The following is a 25,828-nucleotide window of genomic DNA, read 5'->3' on the forward strand; positions in this document are numbered from 1 at the left end:
GGGACTAAGAATGATAGAGAATAGTAAAGAAATAGAATCGTTGATACGTTTGCTGGATGACCCGGATGCGGAGATATTTGAGCATGTGCATGATAAGCTAAAATCGTACGGCAGCGAGGTAATTGAATACCTGGAAAATGCTTTTGAAAAAGCTTTCGACCCTATACAGCAGGACCGTATTGCCAACCTGGTGCATGAAATCCAGTTTGGTACGTTAAAAACCGAGTTGCAGCTTTGGCACCAGGGTGGCGCATTCGACCTGCTGCAAGGCGCACTGATACTTAACAAATACCAATACCCCGACCTTGATGAGCAGAAGATAATTAACCAGATAGAGGCCATTAAGCGTGATATCTGGCTGCAAATGATATACGACGCCAGTCCGGCCGAGCATGTAAAACTGATCAACCATGTGCTGTATAGTATCCATGGGTTCAGCGGCAATACGGCCAATCATCAGGACCCTCAAAATAGTTATTTAAGCCAGGTGCTGGAAACCAAAAAAGGGAACCAGATATCGCTGGCTATAATTTATTCCATTATTGCCCAAAAGTTGGATATACCTATTTATGGCGTTAACCTGCCGCAGCATTTTATTTTGGCCTATGTTGATGAAAGTCTGGAAAGTGAATTTGAAGGAGGCATCCTATTCTATATTAATGCCTTCAACAAGGGCTTTATCTTCGGGCGGCGCGATGTGGATATGTTCCTGAAACAGCTGAACCTGAAAGCTGAGAAACAATTTTACGAACCCTGCAGCAATACTGATATTATCAAACGCATTTTGCGCAACCTCATTAGTGCCTATGAGGCATTAGGATCAACCGATAAAGTAAGGGAATTGAATGAGTTGCTGGATATCGTAAGCAAAGAATTATAACGTCAGCCGAACTTGTTTCGGCATCCCATCATGCCGGTTTCTTGTCCTAAGGGAAACCCTGAAACAATTTCAGGATGAGGCACGGTTAGTGGAGCCCTTTCCGCTTGAGCAGTCCGCCAGTAGTATCATCGATGCTTTGCTGAACAATGAAGGCCTTGGGATCGATACTTAATACCAGTTTTTTTATGGCTGGTATTTCTAAACGGGTAGCTACCGTGAAGATAATATCGCGCGGGTCGTTGATCAGGCCGTCTTTGCCATACCCATGTTTGCCCTGGTATATCGTTACCCCACGGCCGAGATTTTCGGTGATCGCTATTCTTATTTTCTCACTTTTAACAGATACTACGGTAATGCCCGTATACTGCTCTATCCCGTTCAAAATAAAGTCTATCATTTTTGAAGCCGCCAGGTAAGTAAGGATAGAATACAAAGCTGCTTCAATACCTAATAAAAATGCGGCTACACCAAATATCAATACATTCAGTATCAATATCACATCGCTTACTTTTACTACCTGTGTTTTTTTGCTGACCAGTAAGGCTGCTATTTCAGTACCATCAAGCACAGCTCCTCCGCGTATGGACAGGCCTACTCCTGCACCTAAAAAAACGCCACCAAATACTGCCGTCAGTAGTTTATCGGGGGTAACATCGGGGTATTGTACAAATGCCAGGCAAAGGGACAGCCCAGCTATAGCAAGCGTACTTTTCAGTGCGAACATTTTCCCAAGTTTGCGATAACCCAGCCATAAAAATGGTACGTTTATTATAAAAATAAGAATGGCTATAGGTAGGTCAGTAATATCGGCCACTAATAACGATATCCCGGTGACGCCGCCATCAATAAAATGACTGGGTAGCAGGAAACCTTTCAGCCCCATACCGGCACAAAATATCCCTAAAACTATCAGTAAAATATCTTTAAGTATATCCTTGGTTTTCATAACTGATAATGCAAGCTTATTTCAGTTTCAAAAAGTCACCGTCTATTATCAGCAGCTTCACTCCTTCTTTAGAAACCGACCGGTGTGAACTTAATTCATCGGATACGACATAGGTCATGCCTTTTTCCATCCTAAACACTTCGCCCGTTGCCATTTCACTTTCAAAGGCGCCTTCCAGGCAATGTACAATGTGGCCTTTCCGGCACCAATGGTCGGCCAGGTAACCCGCACTATATTCCACTATGCGGATGCGTAAGCCGGGCAATTGCAGCACCTGCCACCAGGAGGTACCTGTTTCGCCGGGGCGTTCCTCTTTAGAGATATTATCCCAGTTGATGGTTTGGAAGGGAATATTGGACATTGATTAGGCATTTATAAATACATGTCATTTCGAATGAGGAGAAATCTTCTACGTGAAACTGTCCGCATTTATAAGATTTCTCCCGTTGGTCGAAATGACATAGTTTAATTAAAATCCGTTCTGTTTTAAAAAGTTAGCGCAGCGGTCGAACCACTGGTCGGGGGTGGTTTTGTTGTTTAAGCCAAAGCCATGGCCACCCGCCTGATAAATATGCATTTCGGCCTTTACTTTATTGGCCAACAGGGCTTCGTAAAACATCAGACTATTTTGTACAGGCACGGTTTTATCATCTTCGGCGTGTACAATAAATGTAGGCGGGGTATTTGGGGTCACCTGTTTCTCGTTACTGTATAGGTCTATCAGTTCTTTAGGCGCATCCTTACCGGTAAGGTTTACTTGCGAGCCACGGTGGGCCAAATTGCCAAAGGTAATTACCGGGTATAGCAGCAATGCGAAATCAGGACGTACGCTGGTATTTTTAGGGTTATCAATTACCACTTTATCAAAATGGGTTTCGGTTGTTGAAGCTAAATGCCCACCGGCTGAAAAGCCAATAATGCCCACCTTAGCCGGGTCAACACCCCATTCGGCGGCGCGCTCTCGGATGATCTGTATAGCGCGCTGCGCATCCTGTAACGGGCCGATAGTTTTGTCAACCATTATTTTATCACTCGGCAAGCGGTATTTCAGCACAAAAGCTGTTACGCCAATTTCGTTAAATTTTTTAGCTATAGCCCAGCCTTCGTGGTCTATAGCTAATCCCGAATAACCGCCGCCGGGGCATACTACCACGGCAGTACCGGTAGCTTTGCCCTTGTCGGGCAGGTATGGGGTAATTGTAGGGTCGGTAACTAATCTTGCATGATTGTTGGAATCGTCTTCTACATAATCTGCCGGGGCGGGTTTGCTATTGGGTACACCGTTTGGATATAGCTTTATCGCCTTCTCCTGGGCAAATGCGGTTACAGTTAATAACATCAGCAATGGTAATAATAACTTCTTCATGGTAAATGGTTTATTGGGCGTTCTAAAATAGCGAATTAAAAATTTAACCACAAAGGACACAAAGGAAGAAACCACAAAGGACACTGAGATTTGCACAGTGTACAAAATTAATTCTTTGCGGCCTTTGTGAAAAGTCTTTGTGTTCTCTGTGGTTAATTATTCTATTATTTAGAACCGCCGAACTCCATCAGGTAAGCTTTCAGGAACTCGTCCAGGTCGCCATCCAGCACGGCTTGCGCGTTGGATGTTTCATGGTCGGTACGTAAATCCTTAACCAGTTTGTATGGATGCAACACATAGTTGCGTATCTGGCTGCCCCATTCTATCTTCTTTTTGTTGCCCTCAATAGCATTGGTGGTTTCCTGTCGCTTGCGCATCTCAATTTCATACAATTGCGATTTTAGCAAACGCATGGCGTTATCCTTATTCTGCAATTGCGAGCGCGATTCCTGGTTTTTGATGATAATACCCGATGGCTTGTGATACAAACGCACGGCGGTTTCCACCTTGTTAACGTTTTGTCCACCGGCACCGCCTGAACGGAATGTTTCAAACTCTACGTCCGCAGGGTTAATTTCAATTTCAATGGTATCATCCACTAACGGGTACACATATACCGAAGCAAAAGAAGTATGCCGCTTAGCATTCGAATCAAATGGAGAAATCCGCACCAGGCGGTGCACGCCATTTTCGCCCTTAAGGTAACCGTAAGCAAAATCGCCTTCAAACTGTAGTGTTACGGTTTTTATACCCGCCACATCACCTTCCTGAAAGTCCTGTTCACTAACCTTATAGCCGTTCTTCTCGCCCCACATAATATACATCCGCATCAGCATTCCGGCCCAGTCGCAGCTTTCGGTACCACCGGCACCGGCGGTAATTTGCAGTACGGCGTTTAACTGGTCTTCCTCGGCCGAGAGCATATTTTTAAACTCCAGTTCTTCGGTAGCCTTAACAGCCATATCGTACTGTTCTTTCATTTCGGCCTCGGTAGCATCGCCACTTTGGAAAAATTCGAACATTACAGCCATATCATCAAGTATCGATACGAGTTTTTGATATTGGTCTGTCCAAACTTTTTTGGTTTTTATAGAGGCCAGCACCTTCTCGGCCTCTTTCGGATGGTCCCAAAAGTGTGGGCCAAGGGTTATTTCCTGTTCTTTGGCAAGCAGATCGAGCTTTTTATCGATGTCAAAGATGCCTCCTCAGGGAAACTGCTCTATCCCTTAAATCCTGAACTTGTTCTTTAGTCATAATGGCAAATATAGCAAATGTGCGCATGTGTAAGTATGCAATGTTGGCAACGCTTTTCAAAAACAAATCCGGGCGTTGCCTTCGGCCGGGCTATCCTCTTATACTGCACCAGGCCTTAGCCACAGGTCGGTATCCGCTCCTATCCCTAACGCAACTAACAACAACTCATACAGCGTAGCAAATAACAAAAACAAAAAAGCCCCGCGGTAAACCGCAGGGCTGTATATAAGTTGTTTAATCTAAAGGACTAAGCTACCATCATACTGTTTACCAGCATGCTTAGGTCGGCGCGGTTACCATTAAGGTTCGATAACATATTGCCCAGGGCAAATTCTGCTTCCTCTCCGCTTTTTGATTGCGATATCAATTGTTGCAATACCCCAGGTATCAGCATTTCGGCTGTGTTGTGTGCAGCTTCGGGTTCAATACCGTAAAAATTGTTCAGCTTATTAGCAAAGCGGTTAACCACACTTGCTATTAATGCTGTGCTGTAAATACCCGAATACTTAAAAAATCGGACCAGATCATTTAATTTTCCGCTCTCCATCTGGCTTTTTAAAACCTCGATGATGGAGCTGGAAGCTTCAATGATCACCGCGTCACGATCCTTAGCAGCAATTACCGGATTGTTAATAACAGCCGTCCCGGCGTTATTTTTTACAAGCAAAAACAGTTTTTCAAACATGGCTTCTTTGTGTTTTTATGCTGATTAATAAAATGATTACAAAAACTACATTTATTTATCAATACGACAAATATAGCAATTAAAGATTTTAATATTCAAAATATATATTAAAAAAAATTTAAATTCTCGCAAATTTTGTGGTGTATTATAAACACTATGGTAAAGTGTTCGCACTACACTTAGAAATGGTGTTAATCAAACACTTAGCATACAGGTATAACCATCACATAAATTTGGCCGGTTAAACGTACAGTGTCAGATTTTGAAAACATTAATGCCGGTTCAAGCATTAAATATTACATTTGATATAAATACATCAACTATGCTGCCAAATATTGATTTCACCACCACCAAAGCCTATAAATATTTAACCGATCATTTCATTGATATTGCATCGATTGATCTTAAAGCCCTTTTTAAAGCGGATAACGATCGTTTCACGAAATTTTCTTTACAATTTGAAGACATCCTGGTCGATTATTCCAAGAACCGGATTACCGACGAAACCCTTGCACTGTTGATTCAATTGGCCAGGGAGTGTAGGCTAAATGATGCAGTGTCTGCAATGTTCGACGGTGATAAGATAAACGCTACCGAAGGCCGCCAGGTATTGCATACTGCCCTGCGTAACCAAAGCAACACACCTGTTTTAGTGGATGGGAAAGATGTAATGCCCGAGGTAAATGCCGTGCTGCAACAAATGAAAACTTTTAGCGAAGCCGTAATTTCCGGCAGCTGGAAGGGTTTTACCGGCAAGCAAATTACGGATGTGGTTAATATCGGCATTGGTGGTTCAGACTTAGGGCCGGTGATGGTTACCGAGGCATTAAAACCTTACAAAACCCGCCTTAACCTACATTTTGTATCCAACGTTGACGGTACGCATATCGTGGAAACACTAAAAGGGTTAAATCCGGAAACTACCATGTTTCTGATTGCCAGTAAAACCTTTACTACGCAGGAAACGATGGCCAATGCGCACAGCGCCCGCGATTGGTTCCTGGCTGCCGGTGCTAAAGAGGCCGATGTAGCTAAACATTTCGCAGCACTATCAACCAATAGCAAAGCGGTTGAGGAATTTGGTATTGATACGGCTAATATGTTTGTGTTTTGGGATTGGGTTGGCGGCCGCTACTCGTTATGGAGCGCTATTGGGCTTTCCATTGCGTTAAGCATTGGGTTTGATAATTTCCGGGAATTGCTTGCCGGCGCGCATGCCATGGATAACCATTTCCGCACAAGCGAGCTGGAAGAAAACATCCCGGTTATTTTGGCGCTGGTTGGCATTTGGTATAACAACTTTTTTGAAGCCGAGACCGAAGCTATTTTACCATACGACCAGTACATGCACCGTTTTGCTGCTTATTTTCAGCAAGGGGATATGGAAAGCAACGGTAAATCAACCGACCGTAACGGTAAACCCATCGAATATCAAACCGGGCCCATTATTTGGGGCGAGCCGGGCACTAACGGTCAGCATGCGTTTTATCAATTGATACACCAGGGAACCAAACTGATCCCCTGCGATTTTATAGCACCCGCACAATCTCATAACCCGCTGGGCGAACACCATACTATGCTGCTGTCAAATTTCTTTGCCCAAACCGAAGCGTTGATGAATGGCAAAACTTATGATGAAGTGGTAGCCGAATTAAAAGCCAGCGGAAAAAGCGCTGAAGAAATTGAGAAGCTGGCACCATTTAAAGTTTTTGAGGGCAACCGCCCTACCAATTCCATATTGGTTAAAAAGATAACTCCGCGCAGTTTGGGTTCGCTTATAGCCATGTATGAGCATAAGATATTTGTACAGGGCATTATCTGGAACATCTATAGCTTTGACCAATGGGGCGTAGAACTTGGCAAACAGTTAGCCGGCAAAATACTCCCCGAATTAAAAGGCGGCGAAGAGATCAGCACCCACGATGCATCAACCAATGGATTGATCAATCAGTTTAAAGCGTGGAGATAAGATAGATTCAAGAATCGACATAATAAAAGAAACAGGATGGACTTAAACCCCATCCTGTCTCTTTATAATATAAAATTGTAGTTCCCGTCTAATCTCAAACCCGACTTTCTTGTAAACTTCAACTGCGCGGTCATTATCAGTGCGGACATGCAACATAGGAATATTTCCCTCTTGCATTATTCTATTGATATGAAAATTCAATAATTGCTGCGCATAGCCTTTCCCCAAATGATCGGGGTGGGTACAAACCGCACTGATCTCCGCATAGGGTAGCGGGTTCATGCGCTGACCGGTCATGGCTACCAGGTTATCATTATCAAAAATGCCATAATAATGGCCAAAGTCTATAGTGCGCTCGGCGAACGGCCCGGGATTTGTTAGCTTGGTTAAAGCCATCATTTGCGGGATATGTTCTTCGGTTAAAGGAACAAGACTGATATTTTTCTGTAGTGGCTTAACGTCGCCGTTATAAACCATTTGATAGCATTTGATATGGTTTAAAATCTGCCATGCCGCAGGTATTTCCCGTTCAACAGGCGATATAAAACCAGCCGGGCCGTTGTGGGGAAGCAATTCCAATAACTCGCTGAAATTGGCGTCAGAATTATCCCGCAGGCCCACAAAAGGAGAAACCGACTTATCGAAAAACTTCACATCAAGGCTACCAAAAGCCAGGGATTGGTTACCTGATAACAATGCGTTCCATGCGGGATTATCTAATACATTAGCCATGCGGCAAACCTATAAAACCCGGCTGATATTTTAACATTAGCCATGTTATCAGCTTGTCATTTTAGTTTTGACCGAAAAGAAATTTCGTTTAGCCGGAAATTATTTAATAACCACCGTATCAATAATGGCCGATTTGTCTGAATTATCGGCACGGTAGAATTTGAGGTAGTAGGTACCTGCGCTATCTGCTTTGAACTTATAGGAAACTGTGTTTGACCCTTTAACAGTAGCCAATGTGTCTGTTACGTTGGTTAAAGCAAACAGGCGAATAATTTTGGTGGTAGCGATAGTAGAATCCTTCAAATGGTCAAACTTCAGCGTGCCATCTGCATTTTGCCACACTACACTAAAGGTCAGTGTTTTATTTACTTTACCGCTGGTGGGGCCATTAACACCGGCGATAGCACTTTGCACTATTTTACTTTCTTCCTTCTTTTCCACCGAATCGTCCTTCTTGCAGCCTGCAGCTATAAAAAGCATGGTGAAAATGTAGGCAGTATATAATACAAGTTTTTTCATTATAAAATCGCCCTGCGGAAAATATCGTCCGGTGCTATTTCAGATGGTTAAATATACTGGTATTTATATAAGTATACGTTAATAAATGTTAAATAGTTTGTTTTAATTATATGTATCTTAAAAATAACGTTATCAAGGACTAATCCCGCTTATCTACCTATCCGCACATGAAGGGTAACCCGGTGTGTGTTAATTATCCTTTGCCCGGTATTAAATAGTTAAACGTTAAAAGTCCAGCCGTTTAAAACGGGGATGGCATGATGCGCGGTCATATCAAACTGTACCGGCACTATCGAGACGTAGTGATGATCAAGCGCCCAGGAGTCGGTGTCCTCGCCATGGTCGTTCAACTGGTATACCCCGGTTAACCAAAAATACGGACGTTTATATGGGTCAACACGCTCATCAAATTCTTCGGCCCATTTGGCATTAGCCTGGCGGCATATCTTTATGCCTTTTATATGGGCAGTATTGGGGAAGTTTACATTCAGCAGTGTATTTACCGGCAGGCCATTTTGCAACACCTGTGCGGCTATCTCTTTTACAAATTTAAGGCAATGACTAAAATCGGCCTGCAAGGTATAATCATCTAAAGAGTAACCAATGGATGGGATGCTTTCAATAGCGCCTTCTACCGCTGCCGACATTGTCCCGGAATACAATACGTTTATCCCGTTGTTTAAGCCATGGTTGATCCCCGATACACACAAGTCGGGCTTTTTACCTTTGAATACACGGGTAACGGCCAGTTTAACACAATCAACCGGTGTACCCGAGCAACGGTACATTTCCACACCATCATAAATATCTACCTGGTCTAAACGCAAGGGTTTGCCAATAGTAATGGCATGCCCCATGCCCGATTGCGGGCTATCGGGTGCAACTACCACCACCCTGCCCAGTTCTTTCATTACATCAATTAAAGCTTTTATGCCGGGTGCGGTAATGCCGTCGTCGTTTACTACAAGTATGGTGGGCTGGTTTTTCATGGGGCGAAATTAGGTAATATCCGCAACAAGCTTCCTATCACCAAATCAAAAATAACACTTAGGCCTATACTGCCTTTTATCACTGCTGTCTGAACCGAATGAGAAGCCGATAGATAACTCGTGCGTCCCGTAGCTATAGGTGCCTATGGATGTCAGCGAGTAATCGAAAGCGTAACCTACCCTAAACCTGTCGGTTGCAAAAAACTCGGCCATGCCGGTAATAGAGTTTGATTTTTGCAGGTCGCTTTGCAAATAAGGTTTAGCATAAAGCGGTATAGCGGTGCGGAAAGTACTGCCTATCCATATTTTTTCACCCAGTAAAAAAAAGGCGTTTACATCCAGACTGGTTGGCCCGGCGGCATCATCTTTAATTAATATGGATGGTTTAAATTTGGTTCCACCATTCATTTCAAACAAAGCCCCGGCGGTAAAATAATAGTGTGGCTTAGGTATGGGTACCAATAAAGATTTATCCGTACGCATATGCTGGGCAATTAAGTTATCGGCCGAGAAACCTACAAACAGGTCATCATTAGTATACATTACACCAAGGCGGGCATCGGGCAATATCTCGCTTTGATAAACTGCCGGTACCGTATTATCATTTAAATTAGCGGCATGCAACTTTGTCCCATCGATACCCGATTGTACAAAACCCGCGCCTATGCCAAACGAGAGATGGCTATTTTCGTTCTCGCCTACCTGTAAACGATAGGCATAGTTAGCATACCCCGCCAGCGAACTTTGCGCCCCTATCCTATCCTGTGCTATCAGCACACCTAAACCCACTTTATTATCGTTAACGGCACCATCTGCCGATACAGAAAAGCTTTGCGGCGCGCCTTCCAAACCGGTCCATTGCGCACGGTAAAAACTTTGCAGGTAAAGGTCCTGCTTATACCCTGCATAAGCGGGGTTAATAAATAACCCATTAAACACATACTGACTGTATTGTGTATCCTGTTGTGCCCTGGCCACACCGGCTATCAGGCAAAATAATATCCATAAAAACCTTTTCATCCTCATAAATCTATCTTAATGTTTCTATTTCATATTTGTGTCTGCATCCTCTTAGTTAAGCATGCAGGGATTTTTTACTCTTCCGAATTTCTTGATCGTAACAGCGTTATATAACCTTTATAGGTGGCAGAAAAACCAGTGGCATCCTTTACCTGTATCACATAAAAATAAGTCCCCTCGTTAAGGCCCTCGCCTGTCCAGTCATTCAGGTAGCCTTTCTTGTGATAGATGCTGTTGCCCCAGCGGTTAAAAATATCAATAACGTTATCGGGATAATTAGCCAAGCCGGCAATTTCAAACGTATCATTTACACCATCACCGTTAGGTGTAAACACATTGGGTATATTTAATCCCTGGATATCTTTAATACTGGTGGATGCGTTGTTGGACGGATCGCTGTCGGCCTCAATTGATGTTACCGTGGCGGTGTTCCGTATAGCGCCGTTACCTGATGATTTAACCAGCAACTGCATTTCTTCGGTACTGCCACCTTTCATATTACCAATTTTCCAGATCACCGTGTGGCTATCGGCGTCATATAGTCCGGTACCAACCGTGGCATTTTTTATACCCACGTAGAACATCCCCTGGGGCAGCACATCTTTCATTGTAACATCGGTAGCGCCGTTTGCACCCTTATTAACTACAGTAATAGTGTAGCCATAAACTTCGCCTGAAGTAACAGGCTTGCTGTCAGCAACTTTGTTCACGGCTATATCAACTACAGCAGGAATAGACGTATTCACTACGATCACCTTCATCTCGTCCGACATATCCGTTGAGCATCCTGCCTTGCTGTAGGCCATTACGGTGTACACACCACCTTTGTTAACCGTCAATTCGCTTTTTACAGCGCCGGGTATAGCTACTTTTTGGTTGAACCATTGGTAGGCTGCCGCATTAGCTACCCCGGCGTGCAAGGTTATCTGGTGGCCTTCCTGAATCACAATTACATTACCATCTGTATAATCAGTTTTTATTTTATTATGGGCAAAGCTATCCACTGCCCAAAACATGAGTATACTTATAACAGCTATATAACTGATGAAACGCAAAGCCTGTATTACTATAAATTACGGACCTGCAACAATTACCGGCTTAACCGGCATTGGCACTACAGTAATAGTTTGCGATGCCGTTTGCGTACATCCGTTATCAAGCACATAACTTACTTTAACACCAAAATTTACACTGCCCGAATTTGCTTCGGTAACCAAATAAGTATTGGTAGTAGCACCACTTATATCGGTACCGTTACGCTGCCATTGGTAGGTATAAACAAGGTTAGGATTTGGGTTAGTTACACTGGCTGTTAAAGTTGTAGTTGATTGCCCTTTTTCGCAAACCGAGGTTACGTTACCCGTAGGGACTATATTGACATTTAACTGTGGTAATACATATACCTTGTAAGGGTCTGAAATATCGGACGAACAATCATTAGTATTAATAATTACCAATTGATAGATATAGTAACCGGCGCCATCTGATGCTTCGGTATAAGAATTATCTGTAGCGGTACCGTCTTTAACCAAAGTTTTGTTACCATTGGCATCAAGTTTATACCACTCGTATTTTTTGTAGCTCGATCCCGGATCTGTAGGGCCCTTCAGGCTGATAGGCGCGCCATAGCATACTACCTGTCCAACACTCGAGGCGCTAACAGGCGGGGCGCTGGTAGCGTCGCTTGGGCCAGAAGTGGCCGCCTTCGCAAATACGGTTAACCCCATTAAGCATAGTAATAAGATTAATTTTTTTGTAAGTAATAGTTTCATGTGTGTGTGTTCTGTTAAGTGTGTTTAGTTATTCGTTATAGATGGTTTATCAGGATTGGGTGTTAAGGTTACATTGAAAATTTTGCGGCAAACCGGCGCAAATACAATATCATCAAGGGCAAAATCATTACCGCTGGCAATGGTGTTCTGGTTAACTATACCAATAGCCGCTGTTGTGCTGCTGCCCGATGTCCACTGTACGGTAAAGTTTTGCCAGGCACCTGTTGTAGTGGTTAACTGTATTACCCCCAGTTGCGACCCATTGATTGAAAAGGTAAGTTTAGCCGGATTTGACGGATGCGCCGATGCTGCCCAGATTGAAAATATGTAGCTGGTATTGGGCTCAACCGTAATACTTTGTCCCCATACTTTAGCATTAGCCGTTGGCGATCCGTTGAGCACCATCATTTTGCCTGTGCCAGTAGTGTGATCGGGAAAATCCGAAAAATTGGTATGCGTAATTTTAGGACTGGTAGTAACTGTATAATAACCTTCCGCGCTTAATGCACCATAGGCCCCTGTTGAACCTGTTGGAGAGATATAAGTATAAGCACTGGTAAACCCCGTGTTACCGCTGGTGAAATCGCCATTGGTAACCGTATTACGGCTCATATCAATAAACTGCCAATAATACTGGCCCGATTCGGTAACCGTGATAGCAGATGAGGTTGAACCGTTGCTCCAGGTGTAGTTGGGAATATCCGCATCAGTATGCAGCGTTACACTACTGCCGCATTGCGTTATAGTAGTATCTGCAGATATATGGCAAATTTGGGGTGCCTGGGCCGCCGGAGCGCTTTTATACGAAGTTTCAGGCGAATTGCCAGCATGGTTGCCCTTTGTTATAATGGTCCTGGCCAAGAGTAGCGAAACTGCTACCATGGTAATTAAAACTACCCGGTAATATGTAAGCGAAACTTGTTTGGTATAAATCCCCTGCATAGTAAATCCGACACTGTATTGTTTACCTAATTATACGATCCGGGATTTTGTACGTAAAAGCTTATACAGGGTTATCAAATTCTTGGGAGTACCAATAAAACTGCGGGAGATATTTAATAAAAACCTGCTGCAATATTACTTTCGGTTATAACGATAGTAAATTTTCATAGCATGGTTATAAAGAAAGCCGCACATTGGCGGCTTTTGTCATAATTTATCCACATTTTGTTAATGTGTTAATTTATAGTGATATCCGAAGATATTTATTTCAGATATCATATTTGACCGGGAAGAATTTAGAGAGGAGCTTTATTATAAACTATTGATCCATTTTACCAGCTCATCACGGCCTTTGCCGGTTTTTTGTTGCAGCTTACCTAACAGTTCATCGTCCTGGCCTTCTTCGTGCGCCAGGTCGTCCTCGGTCAGGTCGCCATAAGCTTGCTTAATCTTACCCTTTATCTCGTTCCATTTGCCTTTAATCTCTAACTTATCCATGTTGCTTTTATTTAGATGTGTTAGAAAAACAGCCTGAGGTGGATTTAGTTTGGGAATAATCAGGATTAAAGCATCAGGTTGGCTATAAACGAAAACGACATTTCGCCAAATGGTGAAATGTCGTTTAGAAAAATATTGCTGCCAGCGATGGCAATCCCTACAACGCCCCCGCTTTGATCTCCTCCACCACGCCCGGATCCAACAAAGTGGATGTATCGCCCAGGTTGCTGGTATCGCCCTCGGCAATTTTGCGCAATATGCGGCGCATAATTTTACCCGAGCGGGTTTTTGGCAAGCCGCTTACAAACTGGATCTTATCGGGTTTGGCAATGGCGCCTATAATTCGGGCTACAGTCATCATGATATCTTTGCGTGCAAGTTCGGCATCGCCATGCTGATTCGGACTAACCACAAAAGCATATACGCCCTGTCCTTTAATATCGTGTGGGTAACCAACCACTGCCGATTCCACTACGCTGCTGTGCATATTAATAGCGTTCTCTACCTCGGCCGTACCTATGCGGTGACCGGATACATTCAACACATCGTCCACACGGCCGGTAATGCGGTAATAGCCGTCTTCATCACGCAGGCAGCCATCGCCGGTAAAGTAATTGCCGGGATAGGTAGCAAAATACGTTTGGCGGCAACGTTCATGATCGCCATAAGTGGTACGCAGCATACCCGGCCATGGGAATTTTATACAAAGGTTACCGCTTACGCCGTTACCCTCAATCTCGTTACCTTTTTCGTCAACCAAAATAGGCTGTACGCCTGGCAGCGGGAAACTGGCATAGCCCGGCTTCAATGGCGTAACGCCAGCAATCGGCGTTATCATATGTCCGCCATTCTCAGTCTGCCACCAGGTATCTGCTATGGGGCATTTGCCATGCCCTATTTTTTCATCAAACCAATGCCAGGCCTCTTCATTAATAGGTTCACCTACCGATCCGAGTTTGGTTAGCGTACTTAAGTTTTTCCCTTTCAGCGGTTCATCCCCAAAACTCATCAGCGAGCGGATGGCAGTTGGCGCGGTATATAATATATTTACTTTGTGTTTATCTACAATATCCCAAAAACGGCCTGCATCCGGCCAAGTAGGTACCCCTTCAAACATTAATGAAGTTGCCCCTTGCGATAAGGGCCCGTAAACAATATAGGAGTGACCGGTTATCCAGCCGATATCTGCGGTACAGAAAAATATCTCTCCGGGCTGATATTGGAAGGTGGTATCAAAGGTGTACCCGGCATAAACCATATACCCGCCGCAAGTATGCACCACCCCTTTAGGTTTACCCGTTGATCCCGAAGTGTACAGAATAAACAGCATATCCTCGGCTTCCATTTCTTCGGCTTCGCAAGTAACATTACCCTGCGTTTCTACCTTTTTTACTTCATCTTCCCACCAAACATCGCGGCCTTTTATCATGGCCACCGGTGTGCGGGTGCGGGTTAATACAATTACCCTCTTAACCGATGGGCATTGCACCAGGGCATCGTCAATTACACTTTTTAAAGGGATATCTTTAGCTCCACGAAAACCACCATCGGCAGTGATCACAATATTACATTCGGCATCCTGTATCCTATCAGCAATTGACTGGGCAGAGAACCCACCAAACACTACCGAGTGTATAGCGCCAATACGGGCACACGCCAGCAAAGCAATAGCCAGTTCGGGCACCATTGGCATATATATACAAATGCGGTCGCCTTTTTTGGCCCCGTTATTTTTCAGCACATTAGCAAACTGGCAAACTTTATCATGCAGTTGCTTATAAGTCAACACGCGGTGGTCTTCGGTCGGGTCATTCGGTTCCCATATAATGGCTGGTTTATCGCCCAGTTTTTCCAGGTTACGGTCGAGGCAGTTTTCGCTGATGTTCAGTTTTGCGCCATCGAACCAGCGAACCCTGGGTTCGGTAAAATTCCATTCCAGCACCTTATCCCACTTTTTGCGCCATTGGAATGTGTTGGCTACGCCTTCCCAAAATTGCTCGGGTTGCTCTACACTTTGTTTATAAATTTGCTTGTAATCGTCGAATGAGGTAATTTTCATAGCTTAGTATAAATGGTGGCGTAAATTAGTAATTATATGCGGTATCAATAACAAAAAAACAATAAAAATTGAATATAAACAACAAAATGTGTACGTACCCGATATATCTTTTAAAAAGCCACACTTATTAACCACATGCAAAAAATATTACTATACACGCTATTGATATTTATAGCTTTTACAGATAAGGGTTACGCCCAGTATACTCGCAGTATATTCGGTAACCAGCGCATGAATGGCAGGGTGGCATCTGTAACCAATATTACCTTTAATAAAAGCAATATCCCTAATGCCGATTCGAGCGTAAGTATTATTAATTATAATCGGGATGGAGAGGCGATTAATCAAACAGTTACCTTTTTTCGAAAGCGTGAAATAAACCCGCACTTAAAAAAAGAATTCGTGGAATCTGTCTTTATACGCACTTACGACAAGTATAAAAATTTAATTATAAGCTTTTACCGGGGGCGGACAAAAGTTGTGATAACGCACGATGTGAAAGGCCGTATTGTAAACTACACAGAATACAATCCTAACGGAAAAATCGAGGTTGAAATGGTGAGCAAATACAAAAACACAGTCCAATCACAAACTAAATTTTATGATGGCCATAATTCTTTGGTTAACAAGATAAAATATGAGTATGATACTGCAGGTAATGAACTGAAAGAAAGCAGTTACAACCCTAATGGCACCTTAGCTTATATTTATTACAATATATATAGTGACCCCGACGCCAAAGGCAATTGGACTAAATGTACGCGGCTGGATGCCAACAAAAATGTGCTCAATGTATCTGGCAGGCAATTAACTTATTGGGAATAGCAGGCGTAAATGTCCTTGTTGAAATCTTTTGAAAATATTTTCAATCCGCTATTGAATATTAAACTTAAAATCCTGATATTTGCAAACTCTTTTGAGAAAAGGAATACAACTAAAAAGAAATTGTCATGTCAAGAATATGTGATTTAACAGGGAAATCGGCACTTACCGGTAATAGCGTTTCAAATTCGAACCGCAAAACCAAACGCAGATTTAATCCAAATTTACAACTGAAAAAGTTTTATATCCCTGAAGAGGATAAATGGATCACACTGAAAGTGTCTACTTCGGCTGTTAAAACCATTACCAAAAACGGCATCACTGCCTGCATTAACAAATTTGTAAAAACAGGAAAAATATAATTCAAGTATTGAGTGGTGAGTCAGTAGTTGTGAGTATCCTGGTGATGCTCAAACTTAAAGCTCAAAACCCATAACTTACAATTCATAAACAAGATGGCAAAAAAAGGCAACAGGGTTCAGGTAATATTAGAGTGCACCGAGCATAAAGAAAGCGGTATGCCGGGTATGTCTCGTTACATTACCACCAAGAACAAGAAAAACACCACTGAAAGGTTAGAAATGAAAAAATTCAATCCGGTGTTAAGAAAAGTAACCGTTCATAAAGAAATTAAGTAATAAGTACTCGGTTGTGAGTAGTGAGTGATGAGTTTTTGAACTCAAAACCCAAAACTCAAAACTTATAAAACTAAAAGAAATGGCAAAGAAAGTAGTTGCAACCCTGAAAACAGGTAAAGGCAAAGAATTCTCAAAAGTAATTACTATGGTTAAGTCACCTAAAACCGGTGCTTATTCATTTAAAGAAGCAATTGTTCCTAACGAAGCCGTTAAGGATGTGATTGCTAAAAACTAATTACTACTATAAAAAATACCAAAAGCCGTCTTGTATTCGCGAGAGGGCTTTTTTTGTTAATGGTCTTGACCATGATTAAACGGATTTAAGTATCTACACGATTGTGTAAAAATCAATTCCGTAAAACGATCAGGGAAATCATCGTCGAGTATTAATCTGCATATTTGCACATCCATAGATTCGCATATTCACATGGGCTTATTTGATTTTTTTAAGAAAAAGGAAACTACCCCGCAGCAGCAGCAGGCGCTGGATACCGGTTTGGAAAAAACCAAGGATAACCTGTTCAGCAAGTTAACCAAGGCGGTAGCCGGTAAATCTACTGTCGATGATGACGTACTGGATGAGCTGGAAGAGATTTTGGTAACATCCGACGTTGGCGTTAAAACCACCCTTAAAATTATTGAGCGTATACAAGCCCGTGTAGCCCGCGATAAATACATCGGCACATCCGAACTGAACGGCATACTGCGCGATGAGATACAGCAACTGCTGGCCGAAAATAACAGTAACGATTTCCAGAGCTTTGAATATGGCAACCATAAGCCTTATGTAATTATGGTGGTGGGCGTAAATGGCGTGGGTAAAACCACCACCATTGGCAAACTGGCCCATCAGCTAAAACAAGCAGGCAACCAGGTGGTATTAGGGGCTGCCGATACCTTCCGTGCGGCGGCAGTGGATCAGCTGATACTTTGGGGCGAACGTGTTAAAGTACGTGTAGTGGCCCAGGCAATGGGCTCGGATCCGGCCTCGGTAGCTTTTGATACTTTGAAATCTGCTGTCTCTAATGGTGATGATGTGGCAATTATAGATACTGCCGGTCGTTTACATAATAAAGTTGGCCTGATGAACGAGCTGACTAAAATTAAAAACGTAATGCAAAAGGTTGTGCCTGGCGCTCCGCACGAGATTTTACTGGTGCTGGATGCCTCGACCGGGCAAAACGCCATTGAACAATGCAAGCAATTTACCGAAGCTACCAACGTTAATGCCCTGGCCCTAACCAAGCTGGACGGCACTGCCAAAGGCGGCGTGGTAATAGGCATATCCGATCAGTTTAAGATACCGGTAAAATATATTGGTGTAGGTGAAAGTATGGACGATTTGCAGCTTTTCGATAGGAAGGCATTTGTAGAATCACTTTTTAAGTGATTCTGATTTCACCGATTAAGAATTGATTTCACCGATTAAAAATGGCGAGCGTTGAACAAGATGAATTAACCCATAGAATAATAGGTTGTTGTTATGCTGTTCATACTGCTTTAGGGCCTGGATTTATCGAGAAAATATACGCGAAAGCCTTACAAATTCAATTGAGAAAAGAAGGTTTAAAATACGAGGCAGAGAAAGAGTTTAATGTATTTTTCAATGAAGAATTTGTAGGCAAATTTAGATGTGACCTATTTGTTGACAATAAAGTAATTGTAGAATTAAAATCCGTAACGGGATATATCCCGAAGCTTTTTGAAAATCAGTTATTGTCTTATTTAAAAGCAAGTAAAATACAAACAGGATTACTTATAAACTTTGGCAATGCAAGTTGCGAGGTTAAAAGGGTATCCAAATAGTTATATAATGAGGACGAAAGAATCGGTGAAATCGGGTTTAAAATCTGTGAAATCAAACGAGGCGAAGCCTCGTGTCAATGTAGTGACCCTTGGCTGTTCTAAAAACACTTACGATTCGGAAGTGCTGATGGGGCAGTTAAAAGGCAACGCTTTTGATGTAGTGCACGAGGCAGATAAAGTGGGTAAGAACGATATCATTGTTATTAACACCTGCGGATTTATTGATAACGCCAAGCAGGAATCTATCGATACCATACTGCAATACAGCGAACTGAAGGAGCAAGGCAAGGTAGGCAAGGTAATTGTTACCGGCTGCCTTTCTGAACGCTATAAACCTGAATTGGAAGCCGAAATTGGCAACGTCGATTCATGGTTTGGTACAAATGACCTGCCTAATCTTCTGACTTCAATTGGCGCCAACTACCGTCACGAACTGATTGGTGAGCGCATGCTGACCACCCCATCGCATTTTGCTTATTTTAAAATTGCCGAGGGCTGTAACCGCCCATGCTCATTTTGCGCTATTCCGTTAATGCGCGGCAAGCACCTGAGCACCCCCATGGAGGATTTAGTACGCAACGCGGAATCTTTAGCTAAAAACGGCACGAAGGAGCTGATACTAATTGCGCAGGACCTGACCTATTACGGTCTTGATCTATATGGCAAACGTAATTTGGATGAATTGCTGCGCCGCCTGAGCGATGTTAACGGTATTGAATGGATCCGCCTGCAATATGCTTACCCTTCAGGTTTCCCCATGGAGATATTGGATGTAATGAACGAGCGCGATAATATCTGCAAATACATGGATATGCCGCTGCAGCACATTACCGATAATATGCTATCGTCTATGCGCCGTGGTATTACCAAGCAAAAAACCATTGATATTGTAAACAAGATACGTGATAAGGTGCCGGGTATTGCCATGCGTACCACACTGATCACCGGTTACCCTGGCGAAACTCAGCAGGATTTTGAAGAAATGGCGCAATGGGTTGAAGATACTAAGTTCGACCGCCTGGGTTGCTTTACCTATTCGCACGAGGAAAAAACCCATGCCCATAGCCTCGTTGATGATGTACCTGAGGAAGTAAAACAGGAACGCGCCGATGCTATTATGGAAATTCAGCAGGGTATTTCTTTTGATAAGAACCAGGAAAAGATCGGTCAGACGTTTAAAGTGCTGATAGATAAAAAAGATGGCGACTTTTTTATAGGCCGCACCCAATACGATTCGCCTGAAGTAGATAACGAGGTATTAATTGACGCCACGGTTAACTATGCCACCATCGGCAGCTTTGTGAATGTAAAAATTGACAACGCTGAAGATTTTGATCTGTACGGGGATATTGTGAAGTAATTCACAACCCCATTGTCATTCCGACCAGCGGGAGAAATCTTCCAAATGCAGCCGGCTGCGCGTAGAAGATTTCTCCTCACTCCTTCCCCACAGTCACACGCGGGTTCGTTCGAAATGACAATACACCATTATCGCTATCATATCATTATCTACAAATTGTAAAATATTGGCGATTGCCGGATGCCAATGTTTGAATTCGCATTTTAAAATCTAAATTCGATGTTTATAAGCGGGTTCTGGTCTAATTCCGAACCTGAACTTTCGCAATTCGCATTTACGATTATGGAATCAAGTTGTATAAGCTATAAAAACACCGGGTATTTCTCGCCAACAGTGATCAATTACCTGGAGGATGCCCCGAACCTTAAATCATTTTATAGCTATCGCCCCACACTTGAAGGTTTCGCCGAACAGTTCAATCACAAAAGAGTAATTGCCGATCGTGCGCTGTTAGCTACAGTTTTAACAGAACAATATACCAGCATTCACGAAAGTGAAACCTTTAGCCTAAAAAGTGTTCATGATAATATCAAGCTTTTAAAGTCCCATAATACTTTTACCGTTACAACCGGCCACCAGCTCAATATTTTTGCCGGGCCGCTGTACTTTATATATAAAATTGTTACTGCTATTAAATTAAGCCGACAGTTAAAAGAGGCTTTCCCCGATAAAAACTTTGTGCCTGTTTACTGGATGGCCTCGGAAGACCATGATTTTGCCGAAATAAATTACACCAATATTGGCGGTAAAAAAGTGCACTGGTGGTACGAAGCCAGCGGCGCTACAGGCCGAATCAATCCCGATACCATGCGCCAGGCGCTGAATCAATACAAAGGCGTATTAGGTATGGAAGCCCATGGCCCGGAACTGGCCCAGCTGGTGGAAACTGCCTATACTAAGTTTCACAAATTAGCGGATGCTACCCGTTACCTGGTTAACGCATTATTTGGCCAGTATGGGTTAGTGATTATTGATGCTGATGATACCCGCCTGAAAAAGCACTTCGCCCCTATTATGGAGCAGGATATTATCGGGCAAAACAGTTTCAAAAACATTAGCGAAACCAACAAACTGCTGGCCGCTATTGATGTGCACATACAGGTTAACCCACGCGAGATCAATTTCTTTTACCTAAAAGATAACCTGCGCGAACGTTTGGTTTTTGAGGATAACACGTACAGCGTTTTAAATACAGAAATTACTTTCACCGAAGCGGAACTGAAAGCCGAAATAGCTGAACACCCCGAGCGGTTTAGTCCGAACGTAGTGATGCGCCCGCTTTACCAGGAGTGCATTTTACCAAACATAGCTTATGTGGGCGGTGGTGCCGAAGTAGTTTACTGGCTGGAACTGAAATCCAATTTCGACCATTATAAAGTTGATTTCCCTATCCTTATCCTGCGCAATTCAGGCCTGATCATCCCTAAAGAATACACCCCTAAAATTGCCCGCATGGGACTTACGGCAGCAGACTTTTTTAAGCCAGCTGACGAGGTAAAGAAGAATTGGGTTAAAGCCAATACCAATAATAATTTAAGCCTCCAAAATGAATGGGCACAACTGGAAGCCCTGTTTGAAAACATTAAACAACAGGCCGCCAAAATAGACCCAACCCTTGCCCCCTCGGCTGCGGCCGTACAAGCCCGTTTAAAGCACGCTTTAGATAATCTGGAGAAGAAGTTAGTTCGCGCTGAAAAACGCAACTACAGCACCCGTTTAGAGCAAATAGACCATATTAAAGCCGACCTGTTCCCTAAAGACAGTCTGCAGGAGCGCACCGAGAACTTTGGCCTGTTTTACGTAAAGTGGGGCCAATCCTTTATTGATGAACTGATACGCCATTTTCAACCTTTGGCTTTTGAATTTACGGTATTGGCAGAGTAACGGGCAGTAATTACAATGGCAAAGCGCTTATACTTACTTCCTTTATTGCTGATACCCACCTTCGCCACATACGGGCAAACTCAAACAGGTAAACCACTTACCACCGACACTATAAAAACGGTGACCATCAAAGCTTATCTATCGGCGCAGCCTGTTATCAGCATTCCAGCATCGGTAAGCGTATTAGGGCCGTCACAATTCAAACTGCAGGCCGATAATTCATTCGTACCGGCATTAAACACAGTACCGGGAGTAAAAATGGAAGAACGTTCGCCGGGCAGCTATCGCCTTTCCATCCGGGGCAGTTTATTGCGGTCGCCGTTTGGCGTGCGCGATGTGAAGATCTATTTTGATGAGATCCCTCTTACAGATGCCGGCGGCAACACCTATCTGAATGCCATCGATGTAAACAGCATAAGGAGCGTGGAAATCTTAAAAGGGCCCGACGGCAGCTTGTTCGGCGCCAATTCGGGCGGGGTGGTTATTCTGCGGCCCTTATCAACTTTAGCGGATAGCAATTATGCTAAGGTTGGCTTCAATGCCGGGTCGTACGGTTTACTGCATCAAAACGCTGCTATTCAAAACAGCCTGGGCAAAAATCAGCTCAATATTAGTCAGGCCTATCAAAGTTATGGTGGCTATCGCGAACATAGTTACATGGATAGGCAATATTTTCAGTTAGGTGACAAGTACAATATATCGGCAAAGGACGGATTGAAAGTACTGGCCTTATACTCAAATCTGGCTTATGAAACACCGGGCGGTTTAACGCTGGCACAAATGCAGGCCAATCCCCAGTCGGCACGGCTGGCTACCAAAACAGTTCCGGGCGCTATAGATCAGCAAATACGCATCACCACAAAAGTATTTTTGGGCGGGTTGGTTAACGAAGCACAACTAAGTGATCATCTTAAAAATGTCACTTCGGTATCAACTATGCACGTAGATTTTGCTAACCCGTTCATCACCAATTACGAACAGCGCACCGAAAACACTTATGCCTTGCGCAGTTACTTTGAACTGGCTAACGGAAAAAACAGCTATAGCTGGAAAGTAAACCTTGGCATGGAATGGCAACAAACCAAATCGGTAATTAATAATTACGACAATAATGCCGGGGTAAAAGGTAACCCGCAAAAATTTGATAACATCCACAGCAAGCAACATTTTGTTTTTGGGCGTTACGCAGCCGATATCCAAAACAAATTACATTTGGAGGTGGCGCTAAGCCTGAATTATTATAATTATACGTTCCAAAATATTTACCCTTTAAATCAATCAGGGTTTACTGATCGGAACTTCTCGCCCCAACTGATGCCGAGGCTGGCGCTATCCTATTCCTTAACATACGATTTTATTGCCCGGGCTTCTGTAAGTCGTGGCTATAGCACACCAACTACGGCCGAGGTACGCCCGACGGATAATGTAGTTAACACAGCCCTGCAAGCGCAAACCGGCTGGAACTACGAAACCGGCCTGCGCCTGCGTAACCGCGATGAAAGCCTGTACCTTGATGCTTCGGTATTTTATTATCGTATACGAAACGCTATTGTGCGCCGGCTGCACCCCGATGAAACCGAATATTACACAAACGCGGGGGGGACTAATCAAACCGGCTTCGAGCTGGCCTTTACCGATTGGCTGATCCGCCAAAACAATAGCCGTTTTATCCGTGGGCTGCAGTTCAATACAGCTTATACCCTGAGTAGTTATTTTTTCCGGGATTATAGCGATGCTACTACCAATTATTCCGGTAATCCCTTAACCGGCGTACCCAAACACGTAATTGTAAGCAGTTTGCAGGTAAAAGTACCGCATCAGCTTTATTTGTTTGTGCAGCATAATTATACCGCCAGCATCCCGCTTAACGATGCCAACACCGTTTTTGCGCCGCAATATCATTTATTGCAATCAAAAATTGGCTGGGCGCATGCCATTAATCATAAAATAAAATTTGAACTATATGCCGGGGCCGATAACTTACTGAATGCGCATTATAGCTTAGGAAACGATTTGAACGCGGTAGGCAGCCGGTATTTTAACCCATCGCCATTGCGCAATTACTTTGCAGGCTTTAATGTTATATTTTAGGAACATAACGGTGCAAAATGAATAAGGTAAAGTTATTGATCTACCCCTATTTCTTTTTGACGGATAACCATAGAATTGCTAACCCCATCAAACCTTTTTGAAATAGTAATATGGTTTAGCTGGTTATCAAATATCAGAATATTTTGGGTTTCATCCTTACCGGTAAATGTTAACCGATAACCAAAATGCCTGATCTGTTTCACCAGGTTATCAATATAAGCAGGGTAAACGGTTTTGTAAGTAATGGTTTTTAACATAATACCGTCGCCGGTAGTGCGGTAGGCGCCCGTGACCAGGCTTTCTCCTTTGATCACGCTTTTATTTTTGTCGATACTTTGATAATGGGTGAGTATCTGCCCTAATACTTCCTCTTTATTATTGATCTTAAACTTACCGGTTTGTATCAAAATATTATCTGCCTGGGGCAGGGTTAAATTTGCCAGATCGGCAAGATCGGAAAAAGACATGGTTTGCGCCCGGGAAACAGCGCAGCAAAAAAGCAGGAATGTGATAATCAGGTACTTCTTCATTTTAATCAGGGCGATCAAAAATAAACAAATTTTTAATATTTAAGTGGCTTAAGTTAAAGCCACAAAGGGGTATAAAAAAGCCCCTCCTTTGCAGGAGAGGCTAATGGATTTATTAAGATTATAATTATTAACCGTTTGATAACGCTGCCGCACCGCTCACAATCTCGGTCAGCTCGGTAGTGATAGCCGCCTGACGGGCCTGGTTGTAAGCTAATTTCAGTGCTTTTAACAAGTCGCCGGCATTTTCAGTTGCTTTATCCATGGCTGTCATACGGGCACCATGTTCAGATGCGTAAGAATCAAGCACCGCTTTGTATACCTGGATCTTAATGTTCTTAGGGATCAGTTGCTGAACAATTTCTTCCTGCGATGGCTCAAGGATATAATCAACAGTTGGGGCTTTGGCTACCTTACTGGCTTCCGATTTCGGTACCGGCAATAACTGTTCAGTAGTCAAAATCTGCACAGCGGCGTTGCGGAATTGATTATATACCAGTTCTACCCTATCGTACTGGCCTTTCAGAAAACCTTCCATCACGCTTTCGGTTATTTTCGAAACGTTAATGAAATTCAGATCGTTGTATACGTCGTTATTGTTACCAATTACGTTGTATTTGCGGCGCTCGTAAAACTCCTGCGATTTTTTACCGATAGATACGATAGATACATTACCGGCAGCTAACTGCGTGCTGTATTTCTCGGCGATCAGGTTATTCGCAGTTTTGATAGCGTTAGCATTAAATGCGCCTGCCAAACCACGGTTTGATGTTACCACAATCACCAGCACACGCACCGGTTCGCGCTCCTGCAAAAACGGCGATGAACCCTCTTCCAAACTTGCCGATAGGTTACCCAGCAATTCCTTAAGCTTAGTGGCATAAGGGCGCAAAGCTACTATGGCGTTGGTAGCACGTTTCAACTTAGCCGCCGAAACCATTTTCATAGCCTTGGTGATCTGCTGCGTTGAGCTTACCGACGATATCCTGTTTCTTACTTCTTTTAAATTAGCCATGTTTTAAATGTGCAAATGTGCTTATATGCAAATATGCAAATTGACTTATTCGTT

27 protein-coding genes are annotated in these 25,828 nt (G+C 43.2%); 11 read left to right on the top strand and 16 right to left on the bottom strand.

Features of this window, described 5'->3' with window-relative positions:
- Positions 1-13: 13 nt before the first annotated feature.
- Positions 14-880 carry a transglutaminase-like domain-containing protein gene (locus tag IRJ18_RS13705; RefSeq protein ID WP_377094140.1) on the top strand — a complete coding sequence of 289 codons (867 nt, stop codon included), beginning with the start codon at positions 14-16 and terminating at the stop codon, positions 878-880.
- 85 nt (positions 881-965) lie between these two features.
- Here the strand turns inward: IRJ18_RS13705 and IRJ18_RS13710 are convergent, their stop codons facing one another.
- The 5 genes from IRJ18_RS13710 to IRJ18_RS13730 all read right to left on the bottom strand — a co-directional run bounded on the left by IRJ18_RS13710 (position 966) and on the right by IRJ18_RS13730 (position 5,131).
- Positions 966-1,826, bottom strand: a complete 861-nt coding sequence (locus tag IRJ18_RS13710) for a YitT family protein (protein WP_194106887.1) — start codon at positions 1,824-1,826, stop codon at positions 966-968.
- 16 nt (positions 1,827-1,842) lie between these two features.
- On the bottom strand, positions 1,843-2,187 hold the full coding sequence (locus IRJ18_RS13715; RefSeq protein WP_194106888.1) for a DHCW motif cupin fold protein: 345 nt from the start codon (positions 2,185-2,187) through the stop codon (positions 1,843-1,845).
- 108 nt (positions 2,188-2,295) lie between these two features.
- Positions 2,296-3,192, bottom strand: a complete 897-nt coding sequence (locus IRJ18_RS13720) for an alpha/beta hydrolase (RefSeq protein ID WP_194106889.1) — start codon at positions 3,190-3,192, stop codon at positions 2,296-2,298.
- Between the two features lie 164 nt (positions 3,193-3,356).
- Positions 3,357-4,446, bottom strand: a protein-coding gene (prfB, locus tag IRJ18_RS13725; RefSeq protein ID WP_194106890.1) for a peptide chain release factor 2 whose coding sequence is annotated in 2 segments (ribosomal slippage) — positions 3,357-4,385 and positions 4,387-4,446 — 1,089 coding nt in all. Because the reading frame shifts where the segments join, the coding sequence is not laid out codon by codon here.
- A 247-nt stretch (positions 4,447-4,693) separates the two neighbouring features.
- On the bottom strand, positions 4,694-5,131 hold the full coding sequence (locus IRJ18_RS13730; RefSeq protein ID WP_194106891.1) for a hypothetical protein: 438 nt from the start codon (positions 5,129-5,131) through the stop codon (positions 4,694-4,696).
- A 322-nt stretch (positions 5,132-5,453) separates the two neighbouring features.
- Here IRJ18_RS13730 and pgi point away from each other — a divergent pair, with 322 nt between their 5' ends.
- On the top strand, positions 5,454-7,100 hold the full coding sequence (pgi, locus tag IRJ18_RS13735; RefSeq protein ID WP_194106892.1) for a glucose-6-phosphate isomerase: 1,647 nt from the start codon (positions 5,454-5,456) through the stop codon (positions 7,098-7,100).
- A 42-nt stretch (positions 7,101-7,142) separates the two neighbouring features.
- Here pgi and IRJ18_RS13740 read toward each other — a convergent pair whose 3' ends face one another.
- The 9 genes from IRJ18_RS13740 to acs form a co-directional block, all read right to left on the bottom strand.
- Positions 7,143-7,832: a GNAT family N-acetyltransferase gene (locus tag IRJ18_RS13740; protein WP_194106893.1), complete on the bottom strand. Its 690-nt coding sequence runs from the start codon at positions 7,830-7,832 to the stop codon at positions 7,143-7,145.
- 99 nt (positions 7,833-7,931) lie between these two features.
- Positions 7,932-8,351 carry a hypothetical protein gene (locus IRJ18_RS13745; RefSeq protein ID WP_194106894.1) on the bottom strand — a complete coding sequence of 140 codons (420 nt, stop codon included), beginning with the start codon at positions 8,349-8,351 and terminating at the stop codon, positions 7,932-7,934.
- A gap of 218 nt (positions 8,352-8,569) precedes the next feature.
- Positions 8,570-9,340 carry a 5'/3'-nucleotidase SurE gene (gene surE, locus IRJ18_RS13750; protein WP_194106895.1) on the bottom strand — a complete coding sequence of 257 codons (771 nt, stop codon included), beginning with the start codon at positions 9,338-9,340 and terminating at the stop codon, positions 8,570-8,572.
- 45 nt (positions 9,341-9,385) lie between these two features.
- Positions 9,386-10,360 (bottom strand): PorP/SprF family type IX secretion system membrane protein, encoded by a 975-nt coding sequence (locus IRJ18_RS13755; protein WP_194106896.1) that lies wholly within the window; start codon positions 10,358-10,360, stop codon positions 9,386-9,388.
- Positions 10,361-10,434: 74 nt separating this feature from the next.
- On the bottom strand, positions 10,435-11,376 hold the full coding sequence (locus tag IRJ18_RS13760) for a T9SS type B sorting domain-containing protein (protein ID WP_194106897.1): 942 nt from the start codon (positions 11,374-11,376) through the stop codon (positions 10,435-10,437).
- A 57-nt stretch (positions 11,377-11,433) separates the two neighbouring features.
- On the bottom strand, positions 11,434-12,132 hold the full coding sequence (locus IRJ18_RS13765) for a hypothetical protein (RefSeq protein WP_194106898.1): 699 nt from the start codon (positions 12,130-12,132) through the stop codon (positions 11,434-11,436).
- 24 nt (positions 12,133-12,156) lie between these two features.
- A complete protein-coding gene (locus tag IRJ18_RS13770) occupies positions 12,157-13,074 on the bottom strand; it encodes a hypothetical protein (protein ID WP_194106899.1) in 918 nt (305 codons plus the stop codon).
- Between the two features lie 312 nt (positions 13,075-13,386).
- On the bottom strand, positions 13,387-13,572 hold the full coding sequence (locus IRJ18_RS13775) for a CsbD family protein (RefSeq protein ID WP_194106900.1): 186 nt from the start codon (positions 13,570-13,572) through the stop codon (positions 13,387-13,389).
- A 157-nt stretch (positions 13,573-13,729) separates the two neighbouring features.
- Entirely contained in the window at positions 13,730-15,631 is a 1,902-nt protein-coding gene (gene acs, locus IRJ18_RS13780) for an acetate--CoA ligase (protein ID WP_194106901.1), read from the bottom strand.
- 135 nt (positions 15,632-15,766) lie between these two features.
- On the opposite strand from acs, the gene IRJ18_RS13785 reads away from it, so the two are divergent.
- From IRJ18_RS13785 to IRJ18_RS13825, 9 genes are all read left to right on the top strand, one after another.
- Positions 15,767-16,456, top strand: a complete 690-nt coding sequence (locus IRJ18_RS13785; RefSeq protein WP_194106902.1) for a hypothetical protein — start codon at positions 15,767-15,769, stop codon at positions 16,454-16,456.
- A 125-nt stretch (positions 16,457-16,581) separates the two neighbouring features.
- On the top strand, positions 16,582-16,815 hold the full coding sequence (gene rpmB / locus IRJ18_RS13790) for a 50S ribosomal protein L28 (RefSeq protein ID WP_194106903.1): 234 nt from the start codon (positions 16,582-16,584) through the stop codon (positions 16,813-16,815).
- A gap of 93 nt (positions 16,816-16,908) precedes the next feature.
- Positions 16,909-17,091, top strand: a complete 183-nt coding sequence (rpmG, locus tag IRJ18_RS13795) for a 50S ribosomal protein L33 (protein WP_194106904.1) — start codon at positions 16,909-16,911, stop codon at positions 17,089-17,091.
- A 79-nt stretch (positions 17,092-17,170) separates the two neighbouring features.
- Positions 17,171-17,326 (top strand): DUF4295 domain-containing protein, encoded by a 156-nt coding sequence (locus tag IRJ18_RS13800; RefSeq protein ID WP_194106905.1) that lies wholly within the window; start codon positions 17,171-17,173, stop codon positions 17,324-17,326.
- A 192-nt stretch (positions 17,327-17,518) separates the two neighbouring features.
- Entirely contained in the window at positions 17,519-18,481 is a 963-nt protein-coding gene (gene ftsY, locus IRJ18_RS13805) for a signal recognition particle-docking protein FtsY (protein WP_194106906.1), read from the top strand.
- A gap of 41 nt (positions 18,482-18,522) precedes the next feature.
- A complete protein-coding gene (locus IRJ18_RS13810; protein ID WP_194106907.1) occupies positions 18,523-18,897 on the top strand; it encodes a GxxExxY protein in 375 nt (124 codons plus the stop codon).
- 7 nt (positions 18,898-18,904) lie between these two features.
- On the top strand, positions 18,905-20,257 hold the full coding sequence (gene rimO / locus IRJ18_RS13815; RefSeq protein ID WP_194106908.1) for a 30S ribosomal protein S12 methylthiotransferase RimO: 1,353 nt from the start codon (positions 18,905-18,907) through the stop codon (positions 20,255-20,257).
- Positions 20,258-20,539: 282 nt separating this feature from the next.
- A complete protein-coding gene (gene bshC / locus IRJ18_RS13820; RefSeq protein ID WP_194106909.1) occupies positions 20,540-22,141 on the top strand; it encodes a bacillithiol biosynthesis cysteine-adding enzyme BshC in 1,602 nt (533 codons plus the stop codon).
- A 15-nt stretch (positions 22,142-22,156) separates the two neighbouring features.
- Entirely contained in the window at positions 22,157-24,232 is a 2,076-nt protein-coding gene (locus tag IRJ18_RS13825) for a TonB-dependent receptor (RefSeq protein ID WP_194106910.1), read from the top strand.
- 32 nt (positions 24,233-24,264) lie between these two features.
- On the opposite strand, the gene IRJ18_RS13830 is transcribed toward IRJ18_RS13825, so the two are convergent.
- Positions 24,265-24,762 carry a hypothetical protein gene (locus tag IRJ18_RS13830; RefSeq protein WP_194106911.1) on the bottom strand — a complete coding sequence of 166 codons (498 nt, stop codon included), beginning with the start codon at positions 24,760-24,762 and terminating at the stop codon, positions 24,265-24,267.
- A gap of 127 nt (positions 24,763-24,889) precedes the next feature.
- The gene (atpG, locus tag IRJ18_RS13835; protein WP_194106912.1) at positions 24,890-25,774 is read right to left on the bottom strand and encodes an ATP synthase F1 subunit gamma; all 885 of its coding nucleotides are present in this window, start codon (positions 25,772-25,774) and stop codon (positions 24,890-24,892) included.
- Positions 25,775-25,828: the final 54 nt, after the last annotated feature.

Source organism: Mucilaginibacter boryungensis (assembly GCF_015221995.1).
GTDB lineage: Bacteria > Bacteroidota > Bacteroidia > Sphingobacteriales > Sphingobacteriaceae > Mucilaginibacter > Mucilaginibacter boryungensis.

Bases quoted from the DNA above. Each gene is read 5' to 3' on its own strand.
- IRJ18_RS13770 (WP_194106899.1), bottom strand. From the start codon at position 13,074: ATGCAGGGGATTTATACCAAACAAGTTTCGCTTACATATTACCGGGTA.
- IRJ18_RS13745 (WP_194106894.1), bottom strand. From the start codon at position 8,351: ATGAAAAAACTTGTATTATATACTGCCTACATTTTCACCATGCTTTTT.
- IRJ18_RS13740 (WP_194106893.1), bottom strand. From the start codon at position 7,832: ATGGCTAATGTATTAGATAATCCCGCATGGAACGCATTGTTATCAGGT.
- IRJ18_RS13710 (WP_194106887.1), bottom strand. From the start codon at position 1,826: ATGAAAACCAAGGATATACTTAAAGATATTTTACTGATAGTTTTAGGG.
- IRJ18_RS13800 (WP_194106905.1), top strand. From the start codon at position 17,171: ATGGCAAAGAAAGTAGTTGCAACCCTGAAAACAGGTAAAGGCAAAGAA.
- IRJ18_RS13765 (WP_194106898.1), bottom strand. From the start codon at position 12,132: ATGAAACTATTACTTACAAAAAAATTAATCTTATTACTATGCTTAATG.
- IRJ18_RS13810 (WP_194106907.1), top strand. From the start codon at position 18,523: ATGGCGAGCGTTGAACAAGATGAATTAACCCATAGAATAATAGGTTGT.
- ftsY (WP_194106906.1), top strand. From the start codon at position 17,519: ATGGGCTTATTTGATTTTTTTAAGAAAAAGGAAACTACCCCGCAGCAG.
- rpmB (WP_194106903.1), top strand. From the start codon at position 16,582: ATGTCAAGAATATGTGATTTAACAGGGAAATCGGCACTTACCGGTAAT.
- IRJ18_RS13720 (WP_194106889.1), bottom strand. From the start codon at position 3,192: ATGAAGAAGTTATTATTACCATTGCTGATGTTATTAACTGTAACCGCA.
- IRJ18_RS13760 (WP_194106897.1), bottom strand. From the start codon at position 11,376: ATGTTTTGGGCAGTGGATAGCTTTGCCCATAATAAAATAAAAACTGAT.
- IRJ18_RS13785 (WP_194106902.1), top strand. From the start codon at position 15,767: ATGCAAAAAATATTACTATACACGCTATTGATATTTATAGCTTTTACA.
- acs (WP_194106901.1), bottom strand. From the start codon at position 15,631: ATGAAAATTACCTCATTCGACGATTACAAGCAAATTTATAAACAAAGT.
- IRJ18_RS13830 (WP_194106911.1), bottom strand. From the start codon at position 24,762: ATGAAGAAGTACCTGATTATCACATTCCTGCTTTTTTGCTGCGCTGTT.
- bshC (WP_194106909.1), top strand. From the start codon at position 20,540: ATGGAATCAAGTTGTATAAGCTATAAAAACACCGGGTATTTCTCGCCA.
- atpG (WP_194106912.1), bottom strand. From the start codon at position 25,774: ATGGCTAATTTAAAAGAAGTAAGAAACAGGATATCGTCGGTAAGCTCA.
- pgi (WP_194106892.1), top strand. From the start codon at position 5,454: ATGCTGCCAAATATTGATTTCACCACCACCAAAGCCTATAAATATTTA.
- IRJ18_RS13825 (WP_194106910.1), top strand. From the start codon at position 22,157: ATGGCAAAGCGCTTATACTTACTTCCTTTATTGCTGATACCCACCTTC.
- IRJ18_RS13755 (WP_194106896.1), bottom strand. From the start codon at position 10,360: ATGAAAAGGTTTTTATGGATATTATTTTGCCTGATAGCCGGTGTGGCC.
- rpmG (WP_194106904.1), top strand. From the start codon at position 16,909: ATGGCAAAAAAAGGCAACAGGGTTCAGGTAATATTAGAGTGCACCGAG.
- surE (WP_194106895.1), bottom strand. From the start codon at position 9,340: ATGAAAAACCAGCCCACCATACTTGTAGTAAACGACGACGGCATTACC.
- IRJ18_RS13715 (WP_194106888.1), bottom strand. From the start codon at position 2,187: ATGTCCAATATTCCCTTCCAAACCATCAACTGGGATAATATCTCTAAA.
- IRJ18_RS13730 (WP_194106891.1), bottom strand. From the start codon at position 5,131: ATGTTTGAAAAACTGTTTTTGCTTGTAAAAAATAACGCCGGGACGGCT.
- IRJ18_RS13775 (WP_194106900.1), bottom strand. From the start codon at position 13,572: ATGGATAAGTTAGAGATTAAAGGCAAATGGAACGAGATAAAGGGTAAG.
- rimO (WP_194106908.1), top strand. From the start codon at position 18,905: ATGAGGACGAAAGAATCGGTGAAATCGGGTTTAAAATCTGTGAAATCA.